We start from the raw sequence: 23,257 nt of genomic DNA on the forward strand, positions 1-23,257 counted from the left end.
TCACCGCAACGGCCCGCTGACCAGAGGCTGAGTATCGAGACCGCCTTCAAGCAAGCCTTCGGGTATCAGTGGGCCGATCAGATCCGGCTCTTCCGTCTCGGGCGCGATCAGCGCCCCGGCATCGGTCAATTGTTCTGCCGGATGCGAGCGCACAACGCGCAGGAACTCCAGCCTGCCGTAATCGGCCGCCAGCCGCAGCCTGGTGCGGCCATCCGCCCCCTGGGCGACATGCCCGACCAACAGGCCGGACGGAAAGACGCCGCCATCTCCCGAGGTCACGGCACGGTCCCCGGCACGCACATTGTCGGGATTCTCGATGAAATCCAGCAAGGGATAGGGACTGTTATCGCCGGTCAGCAGCGCGCGTATCCCCGAGGGCTGGATGGTGACGGGGATGCGCGATGACGGATCCGTCAACAGGATAACGCGGCTGGTCCGTTCCCCCACACCCGAGATACGCCCCACCAGCCCCAGCCCGTCCATCGTCGCCCAGCCATCGACAATTCCATCGCGCGAACCGACATTCAGCAATACCGATTGGCGAAAGGCCGAACCCGAATCCACCATGACCACGCCGGTCACGCTGGTCAGTTCCGGATCGATGCGGACCTCGTTCAGGGCCGAGAGCTTGGAATTTTCCTCTTGCAGCCGGACAGCCGCTTCCTTCCATTCCGCGGCCTTCCGCAATTCGCGGCGAAGCTCCTGGTTCTGTTCGTATAACCTGGCGTAAGACTGGAACCCGGCGATCATTTCGCTGATCTGCGTGACCGGTGCCATGGCCCATTCGAAACTTGGCACGACACGGTCGATCACAACAGTGCGCATCTTTTCCGCGCGCGGGCTGTCGATACGCCAGAACAGGAACAGCCCGACCAGCGCAATCGCCAAGAGCCCGATCAGAACGCGGCGGATCGGCGTGGCGAAATCTGGTCCCTTGCGCGCCATTCAACGCCTCCGCGCAGTTGGTCTCAGCTTTCGTAATCTATCACATGACGGAGCTGTTTTTCATATTCCAGCGCCTTCCCCGTGCCGAGCGCCACGCAGCTCATCGGCTGGTCGGCAAGGCTGATCGACAGGCCGGTCTGTTCGCGCAGCGCCAGGTCCAACTCGCCCAGCATGGCGCCGCCACCGGTCAGGATCACGCCACGGTCGACGATATCCGCGGCCAGATCCGGCGGCGTCGCTTCCAGTGCGACCATGACCGCCTCGCAGATCGCCTGCATCGGTTCGGTCAAAGCCTCGGCAATCATCGCCTGAGAGATCTCGATCTCCTTGGGGATGCCGTTCAACAAGTCGCGACCGCGCACCATCAGCGTCGCCCCACGCCCATCATCAGGCATCCGCGCGGTACCGATAGAGGTCTTGATCCGCTCGGCTGTCGAATCACCGATCAGCAGGTTCTGGTTGCGGCGCAGGTAGTTGATGATCGCCTCGTCCATCCGGTCGCCACCGATCCGGACCGAGCGCGCATAGACCACATCGCCCAGGGACAGCACCGCAACCTCGGTCGTGCCGCCGCCGATATCGACGACCATGCTGCCGGTGGGTTCGGTGATGGGCATGCCCGCGCCAATGGCCGCAGCGATGGGTTCCGCGATCAGCCCCGCCTTGCGCGCGCCTGCCGACAGGACCGATTGCCGGATCGCCCGCTTTTCCACCGGGGTCGCGCCATGCGGCACGCAGACGATGATCTTCGGCTTCGAGAAGGTCGTGCGTTTGAACACCTTCTTGATGAAATGCTTGATCATTTGCTCGGCACTGTCAAAATCGGCGATGACGCCCTCGCGCATCGGCCGGATCGCCTCGATGCTGCCGGGCGTGCGGCCCAACATCAGTTTTGCATCCTCGCCCACGGCCAGCACCTGCCGCTTGCCATCCTTGACATGATAAGACACCACCGATGGCTCATTCAGGATGATCCCCTTGCCCTTGACATAGATCAGCGTATTCGCCGTCCCAAGGTCGATTGCGATATCGGTCGAAAACAATCCCCCGAATGCCATGCCCGTATTCCTTTCGCGCCGGTTGGTCCCGGCCCTGCCCCATTTGCCGTCTCTTGAGCGCCTGTCCCTGCGGAATCGCTTCGTAAGAAAAGGCGTTGCCCCATATAGAAGGCTAACACCGTTGACGAAAGCCCCAGTTACATGTCTTCGCAGACATCGGCCAGTAAAGAGAACGACATCCTGCGCCACCAGATGACGATACGCAATCTGTACAAAATTGACCAAGAAATGGTTAATCCTTGGGAACGACATCGACTGCAGTACCGGCCGGGGTTATTGCATCGCCGAAAATCAGAGAGTTATCGAGGAGCGGACCGCATGAATAACAGGATCGTCGGGTTCTGCCGCTTTGCCTTTCTGGGCCGGGGCGATTGGAAAGGAATGCAGAATCCCGATGCGACCGACGCCCAGATATTGGCCGAGCGCGCCAGGATGCTGTTCGATCCGGACCGGCTCATACAGCGGCTTTTCACGCTGGAGCACATCACCCTCGCATCGATTGCAGGTCAAACCGATCAGGATTTCGATTTCGTGATCCTCACCTCGGACAGCCTCCCCGACGAATGGAAACACCGGCTGGCACAGCTTTGCGACAAGGTTCCGCAGGCGCGGCTTGTGGTTTCGGACGCGACGGACACGAATCGCGCGCTCGCCCCTGTGCTGGAAGAGATCAGCCGGGCCAACGCAGGTCCTCCGCTACAATTCCGGCTGGATGACGACGATGCGCTCGGCTGGCGCTACATGGAAAAGCTGCGATCACATGGAAGGATGCTGGCAGAGCTGCCGCGCGTGGCGATCGGCTTTCCGCGCGGGCTTAGCGTCATCACCTATGAGGGCGCGGCCCCGACCTTCTGGCAGACCCATCGCGGCTTCACCGGTGCCGCGGCAAGACTGCAGCTTGAGAGCAAATCGATCTTTGCCCTGAACCATTTCAACCTGCCGCGACGCATGCCGGCCTTCACCGACCTGTCGATCATGGGTCATCTCGTGTTGCGATGGGACAACGGAGACACGGCGACGGATGGCGTGCCCGAAACCCCCTGGGGTTATGAACAGGTCGAAGAGGCGCAGTTCGGGCGCGACCTGAAAGAGCATTTCCCCTTCCTCATGGAATTCGACTGGTCACGGCTGCGCCGATCCGATGGCTAGGAGAACCGGAACCCGGCCACGCGGGTTCCGGCTGATCGCATGTGCTCAGTGCGAATACATGCTGATCTGTTTCGCGTCGCTGTCCTTGCCTGTCTTTTCGCGCCGCACGATCAGCCGGTTCAGCGCGCCGACATAGGCCTTGACCGAGGCGAGAATCGTGTCGGTATCGGCTGACTGGCCGGTCACGATCCGACCCTCTTCCTGCATCCGGACACTGACCGTGGCCTGCGCGTCGGTGCCCTCGGTCACTGCATGGACCTGGTAAAGTTGCAGCTCCGCCTCATGCGGGAATATCTCCCGGACCGCATTGAAACAGGCATCCACCGGACCGTCGCCTGTCGAATGCACGGTTTTCTCCTCGCCGCCCACGATCATCGTCAGGTCCGCCGATTGACCATCACTGCCGCAGACCACACGCAGATGCTTGACCTGCAGGTAATCGTCGCCGGTATTGGCGGCAGCATCCTGGACCAGAGCGATGATATCCTCGTCGAAGACCTCTTTCTTGCGATCGGCCAAATCCTTGAACCGCACGAAGATGTCCTTGAGCTGGTTGTCCCCGACCTCATAGCCCAGATCGGCCAGCTTGGCGCGCAGGGCCGCCCGGCCCGAATGCTTGCCCATGGCGATATTGTTCTCGTTCAGCCCGATATCGGCGGGCTTCATGATCTCGAATGTCTCGACATTCTTCAGCACACCGTCCTGGTGGATACCGGATTCATGCAGGAAGGCGTTCTTGCCGACGATGGCCTTGTTGAACTGGACAGCGAAGCCCGAGACCTGAGCGACGCGGCGCGACAGCCCCATGATCTTGGTCGTATCGATGCCGGTCGAAAAGGGCATGATGTCATTGCGCACCCGCATCGCCATTACCACCTCTTCCAGCGCGGTATTGCCCGCACGTTCACCCAACCCGTTGATCGTGCATTCGATCTGCCGCGCCCCGGCTTCAACCGCGGCCAGAGAATTCGCGGTCGCCATGCCAAGATCGTTGTGGCAGTGGGTCGCGAAGATGATCTTGTCGGCGCCCGGCACCCGCTCCAGCAGCATGCGGATCAGATCGGCGCTTTCGCGCGGCGCGGTATAGCCCACCGTGTCGGGAATATTGATCGTCGTCGCCCCGCATTTGATGGCGATCTCGACCACCCGGCACAGGTAGTCATGCTCGGTCCTTGTCGCGTCCATCGGCGACCATTGCACATTGTCGCACAGGTTGCGGGCATGGGTCACGGTCTGCTCGATCCGCTCGGCCATCTGGTCCATGTCCAGGTTCGGGATCGCGCGATGCAGCGGCGAGGTGCCGATAAAGGTATGGATTCGCGGCTGTTTCGCGTGCTTGATCGCCTCCCAACAGCGGTCAATGTCGGGGATCTGAGCGCGGGCGAGCCCGCAGATCACACTGTTCTTCGATTGCCTCGCTATCTCGCTCACGGCGGCGAAATCGCCCTCGGACGCGATAGGGAAACCCGCCTCGATGATGTCCACATGCATCTCGTCCAGCATCTGGGCGATTTCCAGCTTTTCGGCATGGCTCATCGTGGCGCCCGGCGATTGTTCGCCGTCGCGCAGGGTGGTGTCAAAGATATATACGCGGTTCTGATCGGTCATCTGGTCGTCTTTCATACGCTTGAAATCAAGGGGTGCCCGGGCACTGACCTCGCTGAGCGGCGGCCCGGAGACCCGCTCAGCGCAGCGTAAGAAGAAGCAGACCGCGGAGATTCACAGCCAGAAGCGCGCCGAAAGGCGCGGTCGAGGCGATGGCGATATGTCGCATCCGAGTCATGGGGCGGAATATGCCGTCCATGACCCGGCTTGAAAAGGGAAAAATCACATCTGCCCTCGCAAAGCTCGGATTCACCGGGGAAATCCGGTCACTTTCAAGGCACGAACGGCACCATGAGCACGTAACTTTACGTATTTGGCATATTTTTTCTGGCTTCGCTGGCCCCGGCATGGCTATCCTCGACCTATCAACAATAATGATAAACGTTATCAAGGAGGAAACATGTCACGGAAAATCGTCGTCGGCTTCGACGGCAGCGAGGCCTCGCATCGCGCGCTGGAATTCGCAACCGGCCGGGCCAAGGCGCAGGGCGACAGCATTGTCGTCGCCCATGTGCTTGAATGGTCTCCTTACAGCTTCCTGACGCCCGAAGAACTCGAAGCACGTCACAAGCGCCGCAAGGAAGAACTGGCGCGCGCCGAGAAATCCATCCTCAAACCAGTCGTCGACAAGGTTTCGGCAGTTGGCGTCGATATTTCCGCTGTTCTGAAATACGGTCATATCGCCGACACATTGTGCAAGATCGCCAAGGATGAGGGTGCCGCCCAGATCGTGATCGGGCGAATGGGGCAAAGCGGACTAACCTCACGCATTTTCGGATCCGTAGCAGGCACGCTGGCACAGGCTTCGCCCGTGCCGGTAACAATCGTGCCCTGAACAACGCAACGGAGAGGTAATAGTTATGAAACAGATTCTCGCACGTATTATCCCGGTTGCGTTCCTGCTCAGCCTGCTTGGCGCGGCGCCGGTGCTGGCCCAAAGCCTTGACGAAAAGATCAACAGCATATTTGCAAGCTCGACAGGCTGGTTCGTTGCCCTGATCTTCGCGGATTTCCCGGGAACCAGTTTTCCATGGATCGTCTGCTGGCTGGTCGCAGCGGCCGTCGTCTTCACGCTCTATTTCGGGTTTGTTCAGGTCAAGATGTTCAAACATTCGATCGAACTGGTGCGCGGAGATTATTCCGACCCGAACGATGCAGGCGAAGTCAGCCATTTCCAGGCGCTTGCCACCGCTCTTTCCGGCACGGTCGGCCTTGGGAACATCGCAGGCGTGGCGGTCGCAATTGGTATCGGCGGCCCCGGCGCGACATTCTGGATGATTCTGGCCGGTCTGATGGGCATGGCAACGAAGTTCACCGAATGTACATTGGGTGTGAAATACCGCAACGAATACGAAGACGGTACCGTCTCGGGCGGGCCGATGTACTACATGACCAAGGCTTTCAAGGAACGCGGCCTGCCGGGCGGCAAGGTCCTTGCCGTCATGTTCTCGATCTTCTGTATCCTCGGTTCATGGGGCGGCGGGAACATGTTCCAGTCAAACCAGGCCCATGCCCAGATTTCCAGCGTTCTCGGCGATTATCCAGGCTGGATTACCGGGATTCTCTTTGCAATCGTCGTCTTCGTCGTAATCATCGGCGGATTGAAATCCATTGCCAGTGTGACCGAGAAGGTCGTGCCCATAATGGGCGTTCTGTATGTGGTCACGGCATTGATCATCGTGGCAATGAATTACGACATGGTCGGCACCGCATTCGGTCAGATCTTCGCCGGAGCCTTCACCGCTGACGGAGCGGTCGGTGGCGCGATTGGTGCGCTGATTCAAGGCTTCCGCCGTGCGGCCTTCTCGAACGAGGCCGGCGTCGGTGGTGCGGCCATCGCACACTCCGCCGTGCGCACGAAGGAACCCATTACCGAGGGGTTCGTCGCGCTGCTGGAGCCGTTCATCGACACCGTGGTCGTCTGCACCATGACGGCTCTGGTCATCGTCATTACCGGACAGCTGGTCACCGATCCGAATACCGGCATGTTCATCCTGAACGAGGCCGGTGATGCGATCCAGACTCAGGACGGCAGCAGCGGCGTTGCCCTGACCTCGGCCGCCTTCAGCTCGCAATTCGGCTGGTTCCGCTATGTGCTGGCAATTGCGGTAGTGCTCTTCGCCTTCTCGACGATGATCACATGGAGCTATTACGGCCTGAAAGCCTGGACGTTCCTCTTCGGCGAAGGGCAAACCAAGGAGATCATCTACAAGTTGCTCTTCTGCTTCTTCACCTTTGTCGGCGCAGCAATCAGCCTTGGCGCGGTGATCGACTTCTCGGATGCGGCACTGTTCGCAATGGCGGTCGTGAACATCATTGCACTCTATCTCCTGATGCCGATCGTGAAGGCCGAAATGGCAAGCTACGTGTCACGGCTGCGCACGGGCGAGATCAGGAAATACGTCTGACTTCGAAGACATGAAACAGGAACGGGCGGGCATTGCGATATGCCCGCCCGTTTTCATTGGCCCGCCATCTGCCGATGTGGCTACTCCACCCAACGCACCTTGGTCAGATCATTGGCCTGCGTCGGCGCATTCTCCCACAAGCCCTCGATCTTCGCATTCGCCACCCCCGTCCGTGCAAGCTGGAACAGGAAAGCGTTGACGTAATCATCCGCAATCATCTCTTGCGCGCGGACGTAAAGCGCGCTGCGCTGTTCGGGATCGGTCACCGCCTGCAACTCGTCCATCAGCGCCACGAATTCCGGCTTGGCATAGTGAAAATAGTAATCCGGCCGGGCATAGATATCGATATCCAGAGGTTCGGTATGGCTGATCACGGTCAGGTCGAAATCGCCGCCTTTGAAGACGCTTTCCAGCCATTGCGCCCATTCCATATTGGTGATCTCGGTCTCGATCCCCACCTCGCGCAGCTGCGCCGCCACGATCTCGCCGCCGCGCCGTGCATAGGGCGTCGGCGGCAGGGCTAGGCGCAACGTGATCGGCCCCGCCTCTTCCAGCAAGGCCTTCGCGGCCTCGGGATCATGCGCGGATTTCGCCGTCTGATCGGTGTAATCGGGATGATGCGGCGCGAAATGGCTGCCGATCGGCGTGCCATAGCCGAACATCGCCCCGTCGATGATATCCTGCCGGTTGATCGCATGGGCGATGGCCTGCCGGACCCTGACATCGTCCAGCGGAGGCTGCGCGTTGTTCATCGCCAGGATCGTCTCGCCTTCGGTGGTGCCGACGATCACCTTGAAACGCGGATCGGCCTCCAGCTGCGGCAGGGTCTCGGGCGCCGGGAAGACGGGGAATGCATCGATATCCCCCGCCATCATCGCCGCAAAAGCCGCGGTCGGATCGCCGATGAAGCGGAATGTCGCCCGCGTCAGCGCCGGTTTCTCGCCCCAATAGCCGTCGAAGGCCGACAGCTCGACCTTATCGCCCTGCGCCCATTCGTCGAATTTGAACGGGCCGGTGCCGATGGGCCTAGTGGCCAGGTCGGCCGCGCTGGCCCCGTCGACCATCACCGCGTCGCCCCATGCCATCTTGAAGGGAAAATTCCCGTCCGGCGCGGTCAGCGTGATCCGGACGGTCAGCGGGTCCACGGTCTCGACGCTCTCTATTCCCTCGAACAGCACCTTCTGCGCATTGGTCGAATCCTCGGCCCGCGCCCGGTCCAGCGTAAAGACCACGTCCTCGGCAGTGAACTCTGCCCCGTCATGGAACGTCACGCCCTCCTGCAAGTGAAAGACATAGACCCGGCCATCCTCTTCCACGTCCCAGCTTGACGCCAGCGCGGGCAGGATGCCTCCATCGGGGCCAAAGCGCGTCAAACCCTCGAAGACATTGGCATAGACCACCTCGTCGATCGCGGCGGCGGCCCCGCCGGTCGGGTCGAGATTGGGCGGCTCCAGCACCATGCCCAGGGTGATCGCGTCCTGCGCCGCGGCCCCTCCGGCCATCAGCGCCAGCGCCGCCACGGATGATTTCAGCAAATCAAGCATATGCCCCCCCCAATCCTTGCATTGGCGGGATCATCGGACGGATCGGGCGTGCAGGCAAGCCGTTTGGGGCGATGCCGGGCCGGGCCCGCGTCCCGCGGCAGCCGGGGGCGCTTCGCCCCCCGGACCCCCAGAGGATATTTGCATGAAGAAGAAGTGGCGGGACGTCCGTTCTCGGGGCTCTATCTGCGTTCGGGCAGCAATTGCTGCAGCGGGCCGGCTAGCAGAAGCCAGACCGAGGTTAGAACAAGCCCCCAGATCGCCCAGCTTGCCGGATGGAAATCGACCCATGCGGCGCGGGCCGCAAAGATCACCCACAGGACCGCGACGGGCAGCGAGACCGCCCGCCATCTTTCGGTGCGAACCGGGTGGATGAACTTGATATTGGTGAACATGGCGATGGTCAGCAACACGACGATGACCAGGATCACGATCCAATGCGGCTTGACCGCGAAGAGCACCAGCACAACCATGTTCCAGCAGCCCGGAAATCCCGCGAATGAATTGTCATTGGTTTTCATGCGCGTATCGGCAAAATATACGACGCTGCCATAGGTAATGACGATGATCGCGAACCATCCGGTCCAGCCCGAGAGCAATCCCGACTGAAACAGCGCGAAAGCCGGGATGAACACATAGGTCAGGTAGTCGATGATCAGGTCCATCAGCACGCCGTCATAGGCGGGCCAGTTCGCCTTGACGTCATATTTGCGGGCCAGAGGGCCATCGACGCCATCCACCGCAAAGGCCAGGACCAGCCAGAGGAACATCAGCGACCATTCCGCCCCGGCCGCCGCCAGCATCGCCAGCATGGACAGGACCGCGCCGGTCGCGGTCAGAAGATGGACGGACAGGGCCTTGTGACGCAACTGCATTCACCTTTTTTGTCAGGTCGATGCCGACCGTGCAACTATATAGATAAGTCAGCGTAAACGCGGCGGAGCTTTGCGCCGCTCGGAACGCGGTGCCTCGGGCATGGCCAGTTCGAATCGCAAGGCACCGGGTGGTGGGGCGGCATCCGAAAAGCTGATATCGACCCCGCCCGGCTGCGGTGGCAGGAAGGACAGTGCCTCGGCCAGCGCCTTGGCGATGGCGGGTTGCTGCCCGGCCTCGCTTCCCGCGATCAGCAGCAGATGCGCCGAAGGGCCGCCCTTTCCCTGCACCCCGGCCAAGGCCGCCCCACCGATCAATCCGCGCATATCGACCAGCCGGGCGGCCAGCGGCTCGGCCAGCGCCTCGACCGTGGCGGGAGCCGGGGCGGTCAGGCGCAACCGCGCCTCGGCGGCTTCCGGAGCAGCGGACAGGACCCCGGTCAGCCAGTCCAGCATATCCGCATCCAGCAACATCTCGGAGGGATGGCCCGGATTGACCAGCAGCCCCGCGCCCTCCTGCCGGAGCAGCCCGGCCAGAACCCGTCCCGGCATGGCTGCATAGGCCACCGGCGCACCGAAAAACCCGGCCAGCCGGTCCTCGCCATCACAGGCCAGCGCGACCGGCCCACCCTCCAGCGGAAATATTCGCAGCTCGATCCGGTCTCCTTCGGGTTCGCCGGTCAGGGCGACGGACAGCTCGGTATCCGCCAGGCGCGATAGCATGCGCGCCCGCTGTGCAGAATCGGCATTGTGGAAGGCTGTGGCGGCAAGATCGTCAAGCGCGGTCATGATCGGGACTCTCGGCAGAATATGGCTCTGCCCTAACCGGCAGCGCGTGCGGGCGCAATCCGAAGGCAATTGCCCCGCGCTCCGGGGATGGCAGAAAAATTGCCTGTGCAGCGTACGCTGCCTGTGTACGGGCTGTGTACGCCCTGTGCACATGTGGTGTACGGGCTGTGCAGCCGGATCTCCAGCATTTGCTGGGCGAACCGGGCATGCCGTTGCGGATCGTCACATATGCAACGCACGGCGATGTTGCGCGGATCTGCAGCATCGCCGTGGCGAGCTTAGTCGATGAAGTCGCCAGCCTGGAAATTGCCCAGATTGCCGAGGATTTGCCCGATCAGCGAAATCTCTGTCACGCTGGTATCGGTAACCCGGCGCGACAGGGCGACAACCCGGCCACGCTCAAGGCCGAACCGTTCGACATTGCTGACAACGCCTTGGGGGTTAAAGGAAATCGCGACAACCTCGCGACTCACTTCCTCGGGTTCCCGCGGACCGTAGTGGCGCCAGCGCGAGCCCACGTAATACCATCCCGACCCGGTCAGAAGCCCCTGCGCCGAGGGACGCCCGATCAACGTCGGAAGTTGGTCCATTGTGGTTTCGCCCACGACCACCTGCGCCAGATCCGTATCCGGCGGCACGAAGCCGTGATTGCGATAGACTGGAGAACAGGCTGCAAGCCCGAGAATGGTCACCAGGACCAGGATCAGCACCTGCCGAATTGCGGCCATGAAAATGTTATCCCTCTGCTCGGACTGTTGACGCGGCCCGACCGGCTTAGCAAACTCGCACCCGGCGCTCAAGAATATCCATCGGCGGTCGGGGGTTGCGCTACCCGGTCCTGCGGCAGAAAAGCCGATCGAACCCGCCGACAGATCGCCAGAGGTCCTATAATGATCGCCCCAGACTCTCATCCGCAACGCCTGCGAGTGGCGCATCTGAACCCGCGCGCGCCCACCCCGTTTACCCTGCGTCCCGACGCGGAAACCCGTGCGGCCATTGCCGAAGAGCTGGGGTTGCAAGGGCTACCCAAGCTGGAATTGCAGGGCGAATTGCGTGCGGAAGGCGGCGATGCCTGGATCTTGCAGGGGCGACTCACCGCCCGGGTCGTGCAATCCTGCGTGATCACCCTGACGCCGGTGAAGACCAACCTCACCGAGAAGGTGCATCGCCACTATTCTCCGCATCTCCGCCCTCCCGAGGACGAAGAGGTCGAAATGCCGGACGATGCCCTCGAACCTCTGGGCCAGTTCATCGACCTGACAGCCGTCATGATAGAGGAGCTGACATTGACCCTGCCCGACTATCCCCGCGCCGAAGATGCCGAAATGCCGGAAATTGCCGAGGATACGCCCGAATCCGATACCCGCCGGCCCTTTGCCGATCTGGACAAGCTGCTGAAGGATGACGGGAATCAGAAGTGATTGCGCGGCTCTGCCAGTAACGTTTTGTAACCTTGTAACAGAATCACCTTGTGCGGGCCGGTGTTTCGAGCCACGATCCGTGGACAGAGTGGTGAACAAGGCACATTTCCGGCCTCGGCACCGCTGCAAGGGCTTGCGGGCGCGAGTTTCATGGCGTATCTGCGCGGTTCATTTACGAATTCAAAACACACGGTGCGTATGCCGCAAGGACGCCGCACCCAGCTAACCGAGGTTGTGACATGGCTGTCCCTCAGAACCGCATTACCCGTTCCAAGCGCAACATGCGCCGTGCACATGATGCTCTGGTCGCCGGGAACCCGAATGAATGCACGAATTGTGGCGAACTGAAGCGCCCGCATCACGTGTGCCCGTCCTGTGGCCACTATGCCGATCGCGAAGTTGTCGCGCAGGCGAGCGAAATCGATCTCGACGACGACGCGGCCTGATCGGGGCCGGCATCGCCACCTGATGACCACCGATCCCACCAGTTCGGCACCGCGCGCCCCTGAAAACGGGGGCAGCGTGGTGATTTCGGTTGACGCGATGGGAGGCGATCGCGGTCCCTCGGTCGTAGTCGCCGGGATGGCCGAGAGCGCCAGGAAGAATCCCGAGATCCGGTTTATCGTGCATGGCGACGAAGCTCAGCTTCGCCGCCTCATCGCGCGTCGCAAGGAATTGTCCGGACGCTGCGACATTCGCCACACGACAGGCGTGGTCACGATGGAGGACAAGCCGAGCCAGATCGTCCGCAAGGGCGACGGCACCTCGATGTGGTCCGCCATCGAATCGGTCAAGACCGGAGAGGCCGGGGCCGCAGTTTCTTGCGGCAATACCGGCGCGCTGATGGCCCTGTCGATGCTGCGGCTGCGCAAGCTGCCGGGCGTGAACCGCCCTGCGATCGCCTGCCTGTGGCCTTCGAAGAATCCCGGCGGCTTCAACATCATGCTAGATGTGGGAGCGGATATCCGTGCCGATGCGCCGGATCTGCTTCAATACGCGTTGATGGGTGCTTCCTATGCACGCAACGGCATGGATATCGCCGAGCCGCGGATCGGGTTGCTGAACGTGGGAACCGAGGATCACAAGGGCCGGGCCGAACTGAAACAGGCCCATGACCTGATGTCCGCGGCGGCCGAGACCGGAAACTTCCGATATGTCGGCTTCGTCGAGGGTGGCGATCTGCCCTCTTCGCGTGTAGATGTCATCGTGACCGACGGCTTTACCGGGAACATCGCCTTGAAGACCGGCGAAGGCACCGCGAAGCTGGTCGGTGAATTCCTGAGGCAGGCCTTTGCCAATTCGATCATGTCAAAATTCGCGGCGCTGCTGGCCATGACCTCGCTCAAGCGCTTGCAGAAACGGATCGATCCGCGCCGTGTGAATGGCGGAATATTCCTTGGCCTCAACGGCACGGTGATCAAATCGCATGGCTCGGCCGATGCGACCGGCGTGTCGGCGGCGATCAAGCTTGCCTTTCAATTGACGAAATCCGGCTTTCAGGACCGCTTGGCCGCCCGCGTTGCACAAAGCGCCGCCACGCTGCCCTCTGGCATAGAATCAGAAGGAGCCGCATCGTGACCCAACGCGCAGTCATTACCGGAACGGGGCATTACCTGCCCGAACGCGTGGTCGAGAACAGCTGGTTCGAGGACAAGCTAGACACGTCGGACGAATGGATCCGGGCCCGCACCGGGATCGAGCGGCGGCATTTCGCGGCCGAAGGTCAGGCAACCAGCGATCTGGGGATCCATGCCGCCCAAGCCGCTCTGGACAAGGCCGGATTACAGCCGGATGATATCGACGGCATCATCCTGGCAACTTCGACACCGGATTTCACTTTTCCCGCCGTCGCGACCATGGTGCAATCCGGGCTGGGGATGACCCGTGGCTTCGCATTTGACGTTCAGGCCGTCTGCGCCGGTTTCGTCTTTGCGCTGGCCAATGCCGACGCGATAATCCGGTCCGGACAGGCCGAGCGCATCCTCGTGATCGGGGCAGAAACATTCTCGCGCATCATGGACTGGACCGACCGGGGCACCTGCGTGCTGTTCGGCGACGGTGCCGGCGCCGTCGTTCTGGAAGCGCAAGAGGGCGAGGGCGACAACAGCGATCATGGCATTCTGGCCTGTGATCTCAACAGTGACGGCCGGTTTCGCGAATTGCTCCATGTCGATGGCGGTGTCTCGAGCACCGGCACAGCGGGGCAACTGCGAATGCAGGGCAACCTGGTCTTTCGTCATGCCGTCGAAAAGCTGGCCAAGACCGCCCATGCGGCACTGGACAAAGCCGGGCTAAGCCCCTCCGAGGTGGACTGGCTGGTCCCGCATCAGGCAAATCTGCGGATCATCTCGGCCACGGCGCAGAAGATGGGCCTGCCGATGGAGAAAGTCATTCTGACCGTCGCCGATCACGGCAATACCTCGGCGGCCTCGATCCCGTTGGCGCTTTCAGTTGCCGATGGTCAGGGCCGGTTCAAGCCGGGCGATATCCTTGTGACCGAAGCCATCGGCGGCGGATTGAGCTGGGGTTCGACGGTTCTGCGCTGGTAGACCCGAAGGGGCGCTGCTCCCGCCCCTGACGGGGCTTCCCCGGGGTATTTACATGAAGAATAAGGCTCAAGCCATTATTTCAGCTGAGAATCCTTGCTGGCACGACGATTGATTCCGGCTGCGGGGCGGCGGGCCTTGTCGCGGTCGGATTGGCAGGTGACGCAGAGCTGCACACCCAGAATGGCCTCGCGCCGGGCCTGGGGAATCGGCTCATCGCATTCAGCGCAGAATTCGGCAGAGGCGACCACGCCTTCGGGACGGGCGGCGCGCGCCCTTGCGCGGGCGATGGCCTCGGCCGTGCTGATCTCGATCTGCTCGTTCACCGCGTCGTCGCGGGCCCATCCTCCGGCCATGGCCATCTCCTTCCGATCCTTCGAAGATAGGCAAACTCGCCTCATGTTTCAAATCCACGACCCTCTCCTCCTTTCGGTTGACACCCCGCATGGCATTGACGAAGACTGAAACCCGAATACAGGTGCAGAAGGCACCGCTGACCTGTTGGGAGGGTCCATATCTTGCCGATCATTCGGGTGATCGACGGCATCAACGAGGTCGTCGGCCGGATCATATCCGTCGTCGCGATCTTCTTTGCGGCCATCATAATCTATGACGTCTTCATGCGGAATTTCTATGGCGAACCGACCCGGTGGGCCTTTGATCTGACGAAGCAGCTTTATGGCTTTTATTTCATCATGCTGGGCGGTTACGCCCTGCGTCATCAGGCGCATGTGCGGGTCGATCTCGTCACCGCCCGGCTTGGGCGCAATGCGCGCCGGTGGGTCGAGGCGGCCGGATACGTGATCTTCTTCTTCCCGTTTGCATGGGTCTTTGCCCGCCGCAGTTGGGATTTCGCCATGACGTCATATGCGCAGGGCGAGGTGACCTATGGGGCGGTGCAATTGCCGGTCTATCCGTTGAAGATCGCGATGTTCGTGGCTGCCGTTCTGCTCTTGCTCCAGGGCATCAGCGAATTCCTGAAGCTGGTGCTGAACAAGGCCGACCACCTGGAAAGCATGGAGCCGCTGGATGTCCGGTGAAACGATTGCGCTGATCATGTCGGGCCTGCTTCTGCTCGGCCTGTTCATGGGGCATCCGCTGGCCCTCGTTCTGGGCGGAACCGCCGTGCTTGGCGCGCTGATCGCCGGAAAACCGATGGTGCTGGGCATCGTCATCAACCGGATCTTCGGCGATGTGCTGGACAATTACGTCCTGATCGCCATTCCGCTTTTCGTGCTGATGGCCCGTTTCCTGTCCGACAGCGGCGTGACCGACAAGATGTTCGAGGCATTGCGCCACCTGATGGCACGGGTGACCGGCGGGCTGGGCCTCGCGGTGGTGTTCATCTCTATCCTGCTGGCGGCGACGACCGGCATCATCGGCGCCTCGATCACGGTGATGGGCATGATGGCGCTGCGCCCGATGCTGCAATATGGCTATGACCGCAAGCTGGCAACGGGACTTATCGCGGCCTCGGGCTGTCTGGGCATCCTGATCCCGCCCTCGATCATGCTGATCCTGATGTCCTCCTATGCGCCGGGACTGTCGGTAGGACAGCTTTTTGCGGGCGCGATGGTCCCCGGCATGGTGCTGGGCTTTCTCTATGCCGTCTATGTCGCCATCATTGCCCGGATCAAACCGGAATGGGCTCCGGCGATTGCCGAGTCGGAACAGATCAGCCGTGGCGCCATGTGGCGGATGCTCATCGTCGAGGCGGTGCCGCCGCTCCTGCTGATCCTCGGGATTCTGGGCTCGCTTTTGGCCGGGATCGCCACCGCGACCGAGGCCAGCGCCATCGGCACCCTATGCGCACTGGCGATCGTGATCCTGCGCGGGCGTTTCGAATGGAAGACCTTCTATTCGGCACTACTGGAAACCGGGCGGACCTCGGCCATGATCCTGTTCATCGTGGTCGGCGCGACTGCATTCACCGGGGTATTCAACATCACCGGCGGGTTGCGCGCCAGCCAGGACGTGATTCGCGGCTTCGCAAGCGATCCCTACATGCTGGTCGCGGTCATGCTGATCGCGGTGTTCATCCTCGGCATGTTCCTCGACTGGACGGGGATCGTCCTGCTGTCCTTCCCGATCTTCCTGCCGCTGGTCAATGAAATGGGCGTCGATCCACTGTGGTTCGTGGTGCTGATGGCTGTGGTGCTGCAAACCAGCTTCCTGTCGCCGCCATTCGGATATGCCTTGTTCTACATGCGGGCCATTGCTCCGCCCGAGGTGACGATCGGAGATATCATCAAGGGCGTACTGCCTTTCATCGGCCTGATCATCATGATCTGCGCCATGATCATCATATTCCCGGGAATGGTAACCTGGCTGCCGACCAGCCTGTATGGCGGCTGATTCCCGAGACAATCAACCAGGATCAACAAGGAGGTAACGATGTTAAAGCGATTGATGACAACTGCCGCGCTCACGCTGGCAGGTGCCGCGCCGGCCATGGCGGAGAACTGGACGATGACCACCACCTGGCCGTCCAGCCTGGAACTGATCGAAATCGACAAGCACTGGGTCGAACTGGTCAATCAACTGGTCGATGACGACAAGCTGACGATCGAATTCTACGACGGCGGCAGCCTGGTTCCCGCGGGCGAGGTCTTTGGTGCAGTCGAATCGGGCACAGTGCAGGCCGGCGCCGATTGGCCGGGCTATTGGGCCGGGCGCGACAGCGCTTTCTCGCCCCTGTCCACGACGGCGAGCCTGTTCAATGCCGTGGATTACGTGAACTGGATCCAGGAATGGGGCGGTGCCGATCTCTATAACGAGGTCTATGGCAAATTCGGCATGGTTTACCTGCCCTACGGTGTGACCAATAACGAATCGGGTTTCCGCACCGTCGACAAGCCGGTGAAGACCATCGAGGATCTGAACGGGCTGCGCCTGCGCCTCTCAGGGCTGGAACAGGGCAAGCTGCTTGAAAAGCTGGGCGGCAACCAGGTCAGCATGGCCGGCGGAGAGATCTACCAGTCGCTCGAACGCGGCGTGATCGATGGCGCCGAGTTCTCGACCCCGAATGTCGATTTCTCGGGCGGCTTCCAGCAGGTGACGAAATACTGGTCGACACCGGGCTGGCACCAGTCCTCATCGGTCTTTGGAGTCATGATCAACAAGAGCGCATGGGATGCCCTAGACGAAGACACCCAGAACAAGCTGCAGATCGCGGCGGATGCCAACCTGCTGTGGAGCCTGGCCTTTACCGAAAAGCGCGCGACCGAGGCATTTGCCCAGTTCAAGGAAGCCGGGACCGAAATCAACCGGCTGGATGATGCCGCGCTCGAACAGATCCAGAAGATGGCGAATGAAACCATCGAAGAGGTTGCCTGCGAAAACCCGCTCTCGGCCAAGGTCTATGCCAGCCAGATCAGTTATCTGCAGGATTATGCAAGCTGGCGCGACGCCTCCGCCCCGTTCAACCTCGGCCGCACGCCGCAAGGCCCCGATCTGGCCAAGATCGAGGAATGTGCGCAGTAATTCGCGCAAATCAATGCGACAAGTCACGGGCGGGGAACGATTTCTCCGCCCATTGCATTGACAGGTCAGACAAAGCAAACCATCCTGATGCCATAAAAGAGGGAAGATCATGGGCGACAAAACGCTGACTCGGATGGATCTGGCCGAAGCGGTTTTCAGGGACGTTGGACTATCACGACACGAATCCGCTCAGCTGGTCGAATCGGTGCTTGACCATATCTCCGACGCACTCGTGCGCGGTGAACAGGTAAAGATTTCATCTTTCGGCACATTCAGCATCCGCGACAAGAATGAACGGATCGGTCGGAATCCGAAGACGGGCGAGGAAGTCCCTATTACCCCGCGCAGGGTTCTGTCCTTCCGGCCTTCGCATCTGATGAAGGATCGCGTTTCTGCTGGCAACAAGAGCTGAGGATGGCTACTGACAGATGAAGAAGCGGGCGGATGCATTTCGGTCCATTGGCGAGGTTGCCAAGATGATTGGGGTTGCCCCGCATGTGCTGCGCTATTGGGAAACGCAATTCTCTCAACTGAAGCCGATGAAACGTCCGGATGGCCGGCGCTACTACCGGCCAGAGGATGTGCAGCTTGCCGCGGGGCTGTGCGAAATTTTGCGGGAAGAAGGCCTCACGATCCGTGGTGCGAAGAAAGTTCTGGCCCGCGACCGCGGTGAAAGCCTCCGCGCTCGCGGAATGATCCGCTTGGGTGATGCTCCGCAGACCGGAACGGCACCCGACATCATCGCCGCTCCGGCCACCGATACGTCAGATTCCGCCCTCCCACAGCCAGATCGGCTTGCCAATGAGGAGCCGCGAAAAATGGCCAATCAGCGACCAAAAGCCCGCCCGCGCAAGCAAAAACCTGATGGCGCAGCCCAGGCCCTGCCCCTCTTTCCAGATCTCGTGGCAGCTTCCAACGATAGGGACGGCATCTGGCTGAGCCGTCTGGTCAACACAGCGTCCCGGTTGCGCCATGCAGATCGCCTGACTGTTGCGGCATATCGGCAGTGCAAGCAGCTTCGCGATGCCATCACGCGGCACTACTGACAGCTTTCGCCTGCTTCATGGCGAATTGATGAAAATTTCCCCGCCATGGCCCTTGTGCAGCCCTCTTTCTTCGCTCTATATGGCCCGCGTCGGGCCGTGGCGCAGCCTGGTTAGCGCGTCCGTCTGGGGGACGGAAGGCCGCGAGTTCGAATCTCGCCGGCCCGACCATTTCGAAACCGCCCATCCCTTCATCGGGATGGGCGTTTCCATATCCACCGCAGATCTCGGAGAGAGTCATGAACGGTGTTCTGCCTGACAGCGAAATCCGCAACCTGATCCGTTCGGGCATCATCACGGCCGAACCCGAGATCATTCCCGAGCAGCTTCAACCCGCCAGCCTGGATCTGCGCCTCGGCAATACCGCCTATCGCCTGCGTGCAAGCTTTCTGGCTGGCAAGGGCAGGCGAATCGCCGATCGACTGGCAGATCTGCAGATGCATCAGATGGATCTGACAGGCGGCGCGGTGCTCGAGCGCGGCTGCGTCTATCTGGTTCCGCTGATGGAACGGCTGAACCTTCCCGAAGGCCTGACCGCGGTGGCAAATGCGAAATCATCGACCGGGCGGCTCGACCTCTTGACCCGGCTGGTCAGTGATGACGGCACCGAGTTCGACCGCCTGCCCGAAGGCTATGACGGCCCGCTCTATGCCGAGATCTGCCCGCGCTCCTTCTCGGTTCTCGTCCGTCCCGGCATGCGCCTGAACCAGCTTCGGCTTCGGCGCGGACAGGCGGTGCTGAGCGACGGCGAATTGCGCGAGCTGCACGCGCGCGCACCGCTGATGGGTGGTGGAGAAGCGCTGATCGACCAAGGTCTCGGCTTCTCGGTCGACCTGCGGCCCGAGAGCGGCGACCTGGTCGGCTATCGCGCCCGCCCGCATAGCGGCGTGATCGACCTGGACCGGATCGGTGAATATCCTGCCGCCGAGTTCTGGGACGAATTACACAGTTCCGATGGCCGGCTGATCCTCGATCCCGGTGCTTTCTATATCCTCGTCAGCCGCGAATCGGTGGCGATCCCCGCCGATTACGCCGCCGAAATGGCGCCCTACCTGGCGATGGTCGGAGAATTCCGGGTCCATTACGCGGGCTTCTTCGATCCCGGCTTCGGTATCGGCAGCACCGGTGCAGGCGCCCGCGGCGTGCTCGAGGTCCGCTGTCACGAAGCCCCCTTCGTACTCGAACATGGGCAGGTCGTGGGTCGGCTGGTCTATGAACGCATGGCGACACGGCCCGAACAGCTCTACGGGGCAGGAATCAAGTCGAACTACCAGGGACAGGGCCTGAAGCTGGCCAAGCAGTTCCGCTGAGGCATCGCTCGTTTCATTCTCCCGAGCCGCCCCTTCTTTTTCACGCAAATATCCCGGGGTCCGGGGCAGAGCCCCGGCCATCGCGGGACGCAATCGACCTATAGCGGCCCCGTCTGCCACAACCTGACCTTCAGCCCGCCATGCGCGACGATCGGCCCGGGCGGTTGCCAGGCCAGCCCGGTCGCCTTGGCCAGACCGGCATCACTGGTGACGATGCCGACACGCCAGCCCTTGAACCGCTCGCGAAAAACCTCGCCCATCGCCGCGTGAAGGCCATAAAGCGGCCCCTTGTTTCCGATACGCGCTCCATAGGGCGGATTGACGATGACGATTCCCGGCGCGCAATCCGGTGGTTCCAGATCGCTGATCGGACACCGCATGAAATGCGTGAAGCCCGTCACCCCTGCCCGCTCGGCATTGGCGAGGCTCATCCGCACCGCACCAGCATCCCGGTCGCTCCCGAAGAATTGCGGGATTGGCGATTGCGGCGTGACGGCCCTGCGCATCGCGTCCCAAGTTTCCGGCTCGAAACTCGCGAGCTGCTCGAATGCGAATCCGCGCGAACGTCCCGGCGCCAGACCAGCCGCGATTTCCGCCGCTTCGATAACAAAAGTCCCCGAGCCGCACATCGGGTCCAGCACCGGCTGATTGCCGTCATAGCCCATCTCGCGCAGCAACATCGCGGCCATGGTCTCGCGCATCGGGGCCTTTGCGACAGCCTCCTTGTGGCCGCGCTTGTGCAGCGATTCGCCTGTCGTATCGAGGCTGATCGTGACGAGGTCATCCTCGATCCTCACCTTGACGACCATCGCGGCATCGGGCGTGATCTCGGCACCCAATTCTTCGCGCAAGGCGCGCTCGATGCGCTGCTTCGCAGCCCCCGCATGATAGATGCGCGATGCACGACAGGTCGCCTCGACCCTGAGCGGATGTTCGGGACGTAACACCTCACCCCATGGAAACTTGCGCGCGCGCTTGTCCAGTTGCGCCAGATGCAGGGCGCGAAAGCTGCCGATGCGCGCCAGAACCCTGGTCGCACCCCGCAGCATCAGGTTTGCCCGCCACACATCCCGCCAGTTTCCACGGATGGTCAACCCGCCGGGCTGAGCCTCGGGCTTCCAGCCCAATGCACGCAACTCGGCCGCCAGCGGCGCTTCAAGCCCCGGTGTGGCGACCAGGAATATATCGAAAAGTTCATCACTCATCGCACAGACCTATCCCGGCCCGCGCGGATTGGCGAGTGGTTCAGCGCCCGATCCGGCGAAGTAACCTGGCCGCCTGTTTCGTCCGCTTCTTGTTGAAACCGGCGCCTTTGCCCCGACCCGCTTTCCCGGAAGTCCTCTTACCGGATTTCGACACCGCGCCGATACCCTTGTTGATACCCCAGTTCATCAGGCGGCGTGTCACCAGGCGGGTAAACATATTGATCAGCATGTTCGCGTTCATCTGGGCCCCTACAGCGTTCTGGCAAAATACCGGGCGCAATGCCGGCACCCGCCCTTGCTGGAAATACTCTCAGTCATCCTCGAACAAATCCTCTGCCGGATCGTTGTTCCCAATGTCGTCATCCTCGTCGCATTCGACAAGGGGAACACCCATCACATCTCCTGGTGGGCGGGATTCCAACAGTCCCGCCGCCCGCAATTCCGACAAGCCCGGCAAATCACGGGCGGATTCCAGCCCGAAATGATCCAGGAAAGCCTCGGTCACGACAAAGGTCGCCGGTCGCCCCGGAGTCATCCGTCGGCGGCCCATCCGCACCCATTCCATCTCGATCAATTGATCCAGCGTGCCGCGGCTGACCGTCACCCCGCGGATTTCCTCGATCTCGGCACGGGTGACGGGCTGGTGATAGGCGATGATTGCCAGCGTTTCGATGGCAGCGCGGGACATCTTGCGCTGCTCTATCGTTTCCGCCTGCATCAGGAAACTCAGGTCGGCTGCTGTGCGAAACGCATAACCGTCGCCGATCCGCTCCAGCGTGACCCCCCGCCCCTCATAGCGGCGGCGCAACCCCGCGACAGCCTCAGCGGGATCGCAGCCCACCGGCAAGCGATCGGCCAGTTCGCGGATGTTGACAGGCGATGCGGCAGCGAACAGCACCGCCTCGACCATCCGCTCCTGCTGCTCCATCGGCGGAGGCGGGAAGTCGGGCGAATTGGCGGCCTCGGTGGTCAGCGGCTCATTGGGGTCGTCTTCGGTCAAATCGGTCACGTCGGCCTGCGTCGAATGGTGATGGTGGAAAACGGATCGTCCTGCCGTATCTCCAGCTTGCCCTCCCTGGCAAGCTCCAGTGAGGCGGCGAAGGTCGCGGCAGTGGCCGAGCGGCGGCGTGCGCCCTGTCCCTCCCAGCCATCGGGTAGGAAATCCGACAGATCGGTCCAATCCCCCGCAAAGCCGATCATCCGGCGGATGCGTTCCAAGGCCTGTTCCATGGTAAAGACGTCCTGCCGGTCGAAAGCATAGGGGCGGAACTCGTCGCGCGTCTTGAGCCGCGCATAGGCGCGCATCAGGTCGATCAGCCCGGCCTGCCATTCGGTCCGCCGCTTGCGGGTCACCGTTTCGGGTGCGCCACGCTGAAAGCGGCTGATGCCCAACCGGTCGCGCCCCATCAGCCGGGCCGCCGATTGCCGCATCGCGTCCAGCCGTTCCAGCTGAAAGGCCAGATGCGCGGCCATGTCCTCGGCACTCGGCCCCTCTGCCTCGGGATCGGGCGGCAGCAGCAGGCGCGATTTCAGGAAGGCGAGCCAAGCCGCCATGACCAGGTAATCGGCGGCCAGTTCGATCCGCAGGGCGCGAGCTTGCTCGACAAAGGTCAGGTATTGCTCGGCCAGATGCAGGACCGAGATTTTCATCAGATCGACCTTCTGCGTCCGGGCCAGCGTCAGCAGCAGGTCAAGCGGCCCCTCGTAGCCATCGACATCGACGATCAGTGCCTCTTCGGCGCGGCGTTCGGCAACAGTTTCGGCATCGAAGGAAGCCACGAGCGGCCCGTCCGGTACGGGCTTCAGATAGGGCACGTTTTTGACAGGCTTGGCCATCTCAGCCCCCGCTAGCGGTCAGGCTGACAGAGTCCGCCCTTGACGG

At 61.7% G+C, this 23,257-nt stretch carries 25 protein-coding genes and 1 tRNA gene; 14 read left to right on the forward strand and 12 right to left on the reverse strand.

What is annotated here, in order from left to right:
• Positions 1–945, reverse strand: a complete 945-nt coding sequence (mreC, locus tag JHX88_RS12485) for a rod shape-determining protein MreC (protein ID WP_076523120.1) — start codon at positions 943–945, stop codon at positions 1–3.
• Positions 946–968: 23 nt separating this feature from the next.
• The gene (locus JHX88_RS12490) at positions 969–2,003 is read right to left on the reverse strand and encodes a rod shape-determining protein (protein ID WP_076523121.1); all 1,035 of its coding nucleotides are present in this window, start codon (positions 2,001–2,003) and stop codon (positions 969–971) included.
• Positions 2,004–2,321: 318 nt separating this feature from the next.
• Between JHX88_RS12490 and JHX88_RS12495 the strand changes: the two genes are divergently transcribed.
• Positions 2,322–3,152, forward strand: coding sequence for a glycosyltransferase (locus JHX88_RS12495; protein ID WP_076523123.1), 831 nt, complete (start codon positions 2,322–2,324; stop codon positions 3,150–3,152).
• A 45-nt stretch (positions 3,153–3,197) separates the two neighbouring features.
• Here the strand turns inward: JHX88_RS12495 and JHX88_RS12500 are convergent, their stop codons facing one another.
• Entirely contained in the window at positions 3,198–4,760 is a 1,563-nt protein-coding gene (locus JHX88_RS12500; RefSeq protein WP_076523124.1) for a 2-isopropylmalate synthase, read from the reverse strand.
• A gap of 397 nt (positions 4,761–5,157) precedes the next feature.
• Here JHX88_RS12500 and JHX88_RS12505 point away from each other — a divergent pair, with 397 nt between their 5' ends.
• Both JHX88_RS12505 and JHX88_RS12510 read left to right on the forward strand, forming a co-directional pair.
• Complete coding sequence (locus JHX88_RS12505; protein ID WP_076523126.1) at positions 5,158–5,592, forward strand: universal stress protein; 435 nt, start codon at positions 5,158–5,160, stop codon at positions 5,590–5,592.
• 25 nt (positions 5,593–5,617) lie between these two features.
• Positions 5,618–7,165 carry an alanine/glycine:cation symporter family protein gene (locus JHX88_RS12510; RefSeq protein ID WP_084202824.1) on the forward strand — a complete coding sequence of 516 codons (1,548 nt, stop codon included), beginning with the start codon at positions 5,618–5,620 and terminating at the stop codon, positions 7,163–7,165.
• Positions 7,166–7,245: 80 nt separating this feature from the next.
• Here JHX88_RS12510 and JHX88_RS12515 read toward each other — a convergent pair whose 3' ends face one another.
• The 4 genes from JHX88_RS12515 to JHX88_RS12530 form a co-directional block, all read right to left on the reverse strand.
• A complete protein-coding gene (locus JHX88_RS12515) occupies positions 7,246–8,709 on the reverse strand; it encodes an ABC transporter substrate-binding protein (RefSeq protein WP_076523127.1) in 1,464 nt (487 codons plus the stop codon).
• A 179-nt stretch (positions 8,710–8,888) separates the two neighbouring features.
• Positions 8,889–9,581, reverse strand: a complete 693-nt coding sequence (locus JHX88_RS12520; RefSeq protein WP_076523129.1) for a CDP-alcohol phosphatidyltransferase family protein — start codon at positions 9,579–9,581, stop codon at positions 8,889–8,891.
• Between the two features lie 48 nt (positions 9,582–9,629).
• Positions 9,630–10,367 carry an SseB family protein gene (locus JHX88_RS12525; RefSeq protein ID WP_076523130.1) on the reverse strand — a complete coding sequence of 246 codons (738 nt, stop codon included), beginning with the start codon at positions 10,365–10,367 and terminating at the stop codon, positions 9,630–9,632.
• 278 nt (positions 10,368–10,645) lie between these two features.
• A complete protein-coding gene (locus JHX88_RS12530) occupies positions 10,646–11,095 on the reverse strand; it encodes an outer membrane protein assembly factor BamE (RefSeq protein WP_076523132.1) in 450 nt (149 codons plus the stop codon).
• Positions 11,096–11,257: 162 nt separating this feature from the next.
• Between JHX88_RS12530 and JHX88_RS12535 the strand changes: the two genes are divergently transcribed.
• From JHX88_RS12535 to JHX88_RS12550, 4 genes are all read left to right on the forward strand, one after another.
• Positions 11,258–11,788, forward strand: a complete 531-nt coding sequence (locus tag JHX88_RS12535; protein WP_176011389.1) for a YceD family protein — start codon at positions 11,258–11,260, stop codon at positions 11,786–11,788.
• A gap of 239 nt (positions 11,789–12,027) precedes the next feature.
• The gene (gene rpmF / locus JHX88_RS12540) at positions 12,028–12,234 is read left to right on the forward strand and encodes a 50S ribosomal protein L32 (RefSeq protein ID WP_076523134.1); all 207 of its coding nucleotides are present in this window, start codon (positions 12,028–12,030) and stop codon (positions 12,232–12,234) included.
• Positions 12,235–12,256: 22 nt separating this feature from the next.
• The gene (gene plsX / locus JHX88_RS12545) at positions 12,257–13,366 is read left to right on the forward strand and encodes a phosphate acyltransferase PlsX (RefSeq protein WP_076523136.1); all 1,110 of its coding nucleotides are present in this window, start codon (positions 12,257–12,259) and stop codon (positions 13,364–13,366) included.
• Positions 13,363–14,337, forward strand: coding sequence for a beta-ketoacyl-ACP synthase III (locus JHX88_RS12550; protein ID WP_076523137.1), 975 nt, complete (start codon positions 13,363–13,365; stop codon positions 14,335–14,337). The genes plsX and JHX88_RS12550 overlap by 4 nt, the downstream gene beginning before the upstream one ends.
• A 74-nt stretch (positions 14,338–14,411) precedes the next feature.
• Here JHX88_RS12550 and JHX88_RS12555 read toward each other — a convergent pair whose 3' ends face one another.
• A complete protein-coding gene (locus JHX88_RS12555; RefSeq protein ID WP_076523139.1) occupies positions 14,412–14,690 on the reverse strand; it encodes a DksA/TraR family C4-type zinc finger protein in 279 nt (92 codons plus the stop codon).
• A 162-nt stretch (positions 14,691–14,852) separates the two neighbouring features.
• On the opposite strand from JHX88_RS12555, the gene JHX88_RS12560 reads away from it, so the two are divergent.
• The 7 genes from JHX88_RS12560 to JHX88_RS12590 all read left to right on the forward strand — a co-directional run bounded on the left by JHX88_RS12560 (position 14,853) and on the right by JHX88_RS12590 (position 20,170).
• The gene (locus JHX88_RS12560; RefSeq protein ID WP_076523140.1) at positions 14,853–15,374 is read left to right on the forward strand and encodes a TRAP transporter small permease subunit; all 522 of its coding nucleotides are present in this window, start codon (positions 14,853–14,855) and stop codon (positions 15,372–15,374) included.
• A complete protein-coding gene (locus JHX88_RS12565) occupies positions 15,364–16,689 on the forward strand; it encodes a TRAP transporter large permease (protein ID WP_176011390.1) in 1,326 nt (441 codons plus the stop codon). The genes JHX88_RS12560 and JHX88_RS12565 overlap by 11 nt, the downstream gene beginning before the upstream one ends.
• Positions 16,690–16,728: 39 nt before the next feature.
• Positions 16,729–17,817, forward strand: coding sequence for a TRAP transporter substrate-binding protein DctP (gene dctP, locus JHX88_RS12570; protein WP_076523142.1), 1,089 nt, complete (start codon positions 16,729–16,731; stop codon positions 17,815–17,817).
• 109 nt (positions 17,818–17,926) lie between these two features.
• Complete coding sequence (gene ihfA, locus JHX88_RS12575; RefSeq protein WP_076523143.1) at positions 17,927–18,229, forward strand: integration host factor subunit alpha; 303 nt, start codon at positions 17,927–17,929, stop codon at positions 18,227–18,229.
• Between the two features lie 85 nt (positions 18,230–18,314).
• The gene (locus tag JHX88_RS12580) at positions 18,315–18,863 is read left to right on the forward strand and encodes a MerR family transcriptional regulator (RefSeq protein ID WP_272848027.1); all 549 of its coding nucleotides are present in this window, start codon (positions 18,315–18,317) and stop codon (positions 18,861–18,863) included.
• Positions 18,864–18,953: 90 nt separating this feature from the next.
• A tRNA-Pro gene (locus tag JHX88_RS12585) sits at positions 18,954–19,031 on the forward strand.
• Positions 19,032–19,099: 68 nt separating this feature from the next.
• Entirely contained in the window at positions 19,100–20,170 is a 1,071-nt protein-coding gene (locus JHX88_RS12590) for a 2'-deoxycytidine 5'-triphosphate deaminase (protein ID WP_076523147.1), read from the forward strand.
• Positions 20,171–20,268: 98 nt separating this feature from the next.
• Here the strand turns inward: JHX88_RS12590 and JHX88_RS12595 are convergent, their stop codons facing one another.
• The 4 genes from JHX88_RS12595 to JHX88_RS12610 form a co-directional block, all read right to left on the reverse strand.
• Entirely contained in the window at positions 20,269–21,375 is a 1,107-nt protein-coding gene (locus tag JHX88_RS12595) for a THUMP domain-containing class I SAM-dependent RNA methyltransferase (RefSeq protein WP_076523149.1), read from the reverse strand.
• A 40-nt stretch (positions 21,376–21,415) separates the two neighbouring features.
• The gene (locus tag JHX88_RS12600) at positions 21,416–21,604 is read right to left on the reverse strand and encodes a hypothetical protein (protein WP_084202825.1); all 189 of its coding nucleotides are present in this window, start codon (positions 21,602–21,604) and stop codon (positions 21,416–21,418) included.
• Between the two features lie 81 nt (positions 21,605–21,685).
• Positions 21,686–22,303: an SMC-Scp complex subunit ScpB gene (gene scpB, locus JHX88_RS12605; protein WP_076523748.1), complete on the reverse strand. Its 618-nt coding sequence runs from the start codon at positions 22,301–22,303 to the stop codon at positions 21,686–21,688.
• Positions 22,304–22,380: 77 nt separating this feature from the next.
• A complete protein-coding gene (locus JHX88_RS12610; RefSeq protein ID WP_084202827.1) occupies positions 22,381–23,211 on the reverse strand; it encodes a segregation and condensation protein A in 831 nt (276 codons plus the stop codon).
• Positions 23,212–23,257: the final 46 nt, after the last annotated feature.

This window comes from Paracoccus saliphilus (assembly GCF_028553805.1).
Taxonomy (GTDB): domain Bacteria; phylum Pseudomonadota; class Alphaproteobacteria; order Rhodobacterales; family Rhodobacteraceae; genus Paracoccus; species Paracoccus saliphilus.

Excerpts from the sequence above, each read along its gene's own strand:
- mreC (WP_076523120.1), bottom strand. The coding sequence starts at position 945 with ATGGCGCGCAAGGGACCAGATTTCGCCACGCCGATCCGCCGCGTTCTG.
- JHX88_RS12490 (WP_076523121.1), bottom strand. The coding sequence starts at position 2,003 with ATGGCATTCGGGGGATTGTTTTCGACCGATATCGCAATCGACCTTGGG.
- JHX88_RS12495 (WP_076523123.1), top strand. The coding sequence starts at position 2,322 with ATGAATAACAGGATCGTCGGGTTCTGCCGCTTTGCCTTTCTGGGCCGG.
- JHX88_RS12500 (WP_076523124.1), bottom strand. The coding sequence starts at position 4,760 with ATGACCGATCAGAACCGCGTATATATCTTTGACACCACCCTGCGCGAC.
- JHX88_RS12505 (WP_076523126.1), top strand. The coding sequence starts at position 5,158 with ATGTCACGGAAAATCGTCGTCGGCTTCGACGGCAGCGAGGCCTCGCAT.
- JHX88_RS12510 (WP_084202824.1), top strand. The coding sequence starts at position 5,618 with ATGAAACAGATTCTCGCACGTATTATCCCGGTTGCGTTCCTGCTCAGC.
- JHX88_RS12515 (WP_076523127.1), bottom strand. The coding sequence starts at position 8,709 with ATGCTTGATTTGCTGAAATCATCCGTGGCGGCGCTGGCGCTGATGGCC.
- JHX88_RS12520 (WP_076523129.1), bottom strand. The coding sequence starts at position 9,581 with ATGCAGTTGCGTCACAAGGCCCTGTCCGTCCATCTTCTGACCGCGACC.
- JHX88_RS12525 (WP_076523130.1), bottom strand. The coding sequence starts at position 10,367 with ATGACCGCGCTTGACGATCTTGCCGCCACAGCCTTCCACAATGCCGAT.
- JHX88_RS12530 (WP_076523132.1), bottom strand. The coding sequence starts at position 11,095 with ATGGCCGCAATTCGGCAGGTGCTGATCCTGGTCCTGGTGACCATTCTC.
- JHX88_RS12535 (WP_176011389.1), top strand. The coding sequence starts at position 11,258 with ATGATCGCCCCAGACTCTCATCCGCAACGCCTGCGAGTGGCGCATCTG.
- rpmF (WP_076523134.1), top strand. The coding sequence starts at position 12,028 with ATGGCTGTCCCTCAGAACCGCATTACCCGTTCCAAGCGCAACATGCGC.
- plsX (WP_076523136.1), top strand. The coding sequence starts at position 12,257 with ATGACCACCGATCCCACCAGTTCGGCACCGCGCGCCCCTGAAAACGGG.
- JHX88_RS12555 (WP_076523139.1), bottom strand. The coding sequence starts at position 14,690 with ATGGCCGGAGGATGGGCCCGCGACGACGCGGTGAACGAGCAGATCGAG.
- JHX88_RS12565 (WP_176011390.1), top strand. The coding sequence starts at position 15,364 with ATGTCCGGTGAAACGATTGCGCTGATCATGTCGGGCCTGCTTCTGCTC.
- dctP (WP_076523142.1), top strand. The coding sequence starts at position 16,729 with ATGTTAAAGCGATTGATGACAACTGCCGCGCTCACGCTGGCAGGTGCC.
- ihfA (WP_076523143.1), top strand. The coding sequence starts at position 17,927 with ATGGGCGACAAAACGCTGACTCGGATGGATCTGGCCGAAGCGGTTTTC.
- JHX88_RS12590 (WP_076523147.1), top strand. The coding sequence starts at position 19,100 with ATGAACGGTGTTCTGCCTGACAGCGAAATCCGCAACCTGATCCGTTCG.
- JHX88_RS12595 (WP_076523149.1), bottom strand. The coding sequence starts at position 21,375 with ATGAGTGATGAACTTTTCGATATATTCCTGGTCGCCACACCGGGGCTT.
- JHX88_RS12600 (WP_084202825.1), bottom strand. The coding sequence starts at position 21,604 with ATGCTGATCAATATGTTTACCCGCCTGGTGACACGCCGCCTGATGAAC.
- scpB (WP_076523748.1), bottom strand. The coding sequence starts at position 22,303 with ATGGAGCAGCAGGAGCGGATGGTCGAGGCGGTGCTGTTCGCTGCCGCA.
- JHX88_RS12610 (WP_084202827.1), bottom strand. The coding sequence starts at position 23,211 with ATGGCCAAGCCTGTCAAAAACGTGCCCTATCTGAAGCCCGTACCGGAC.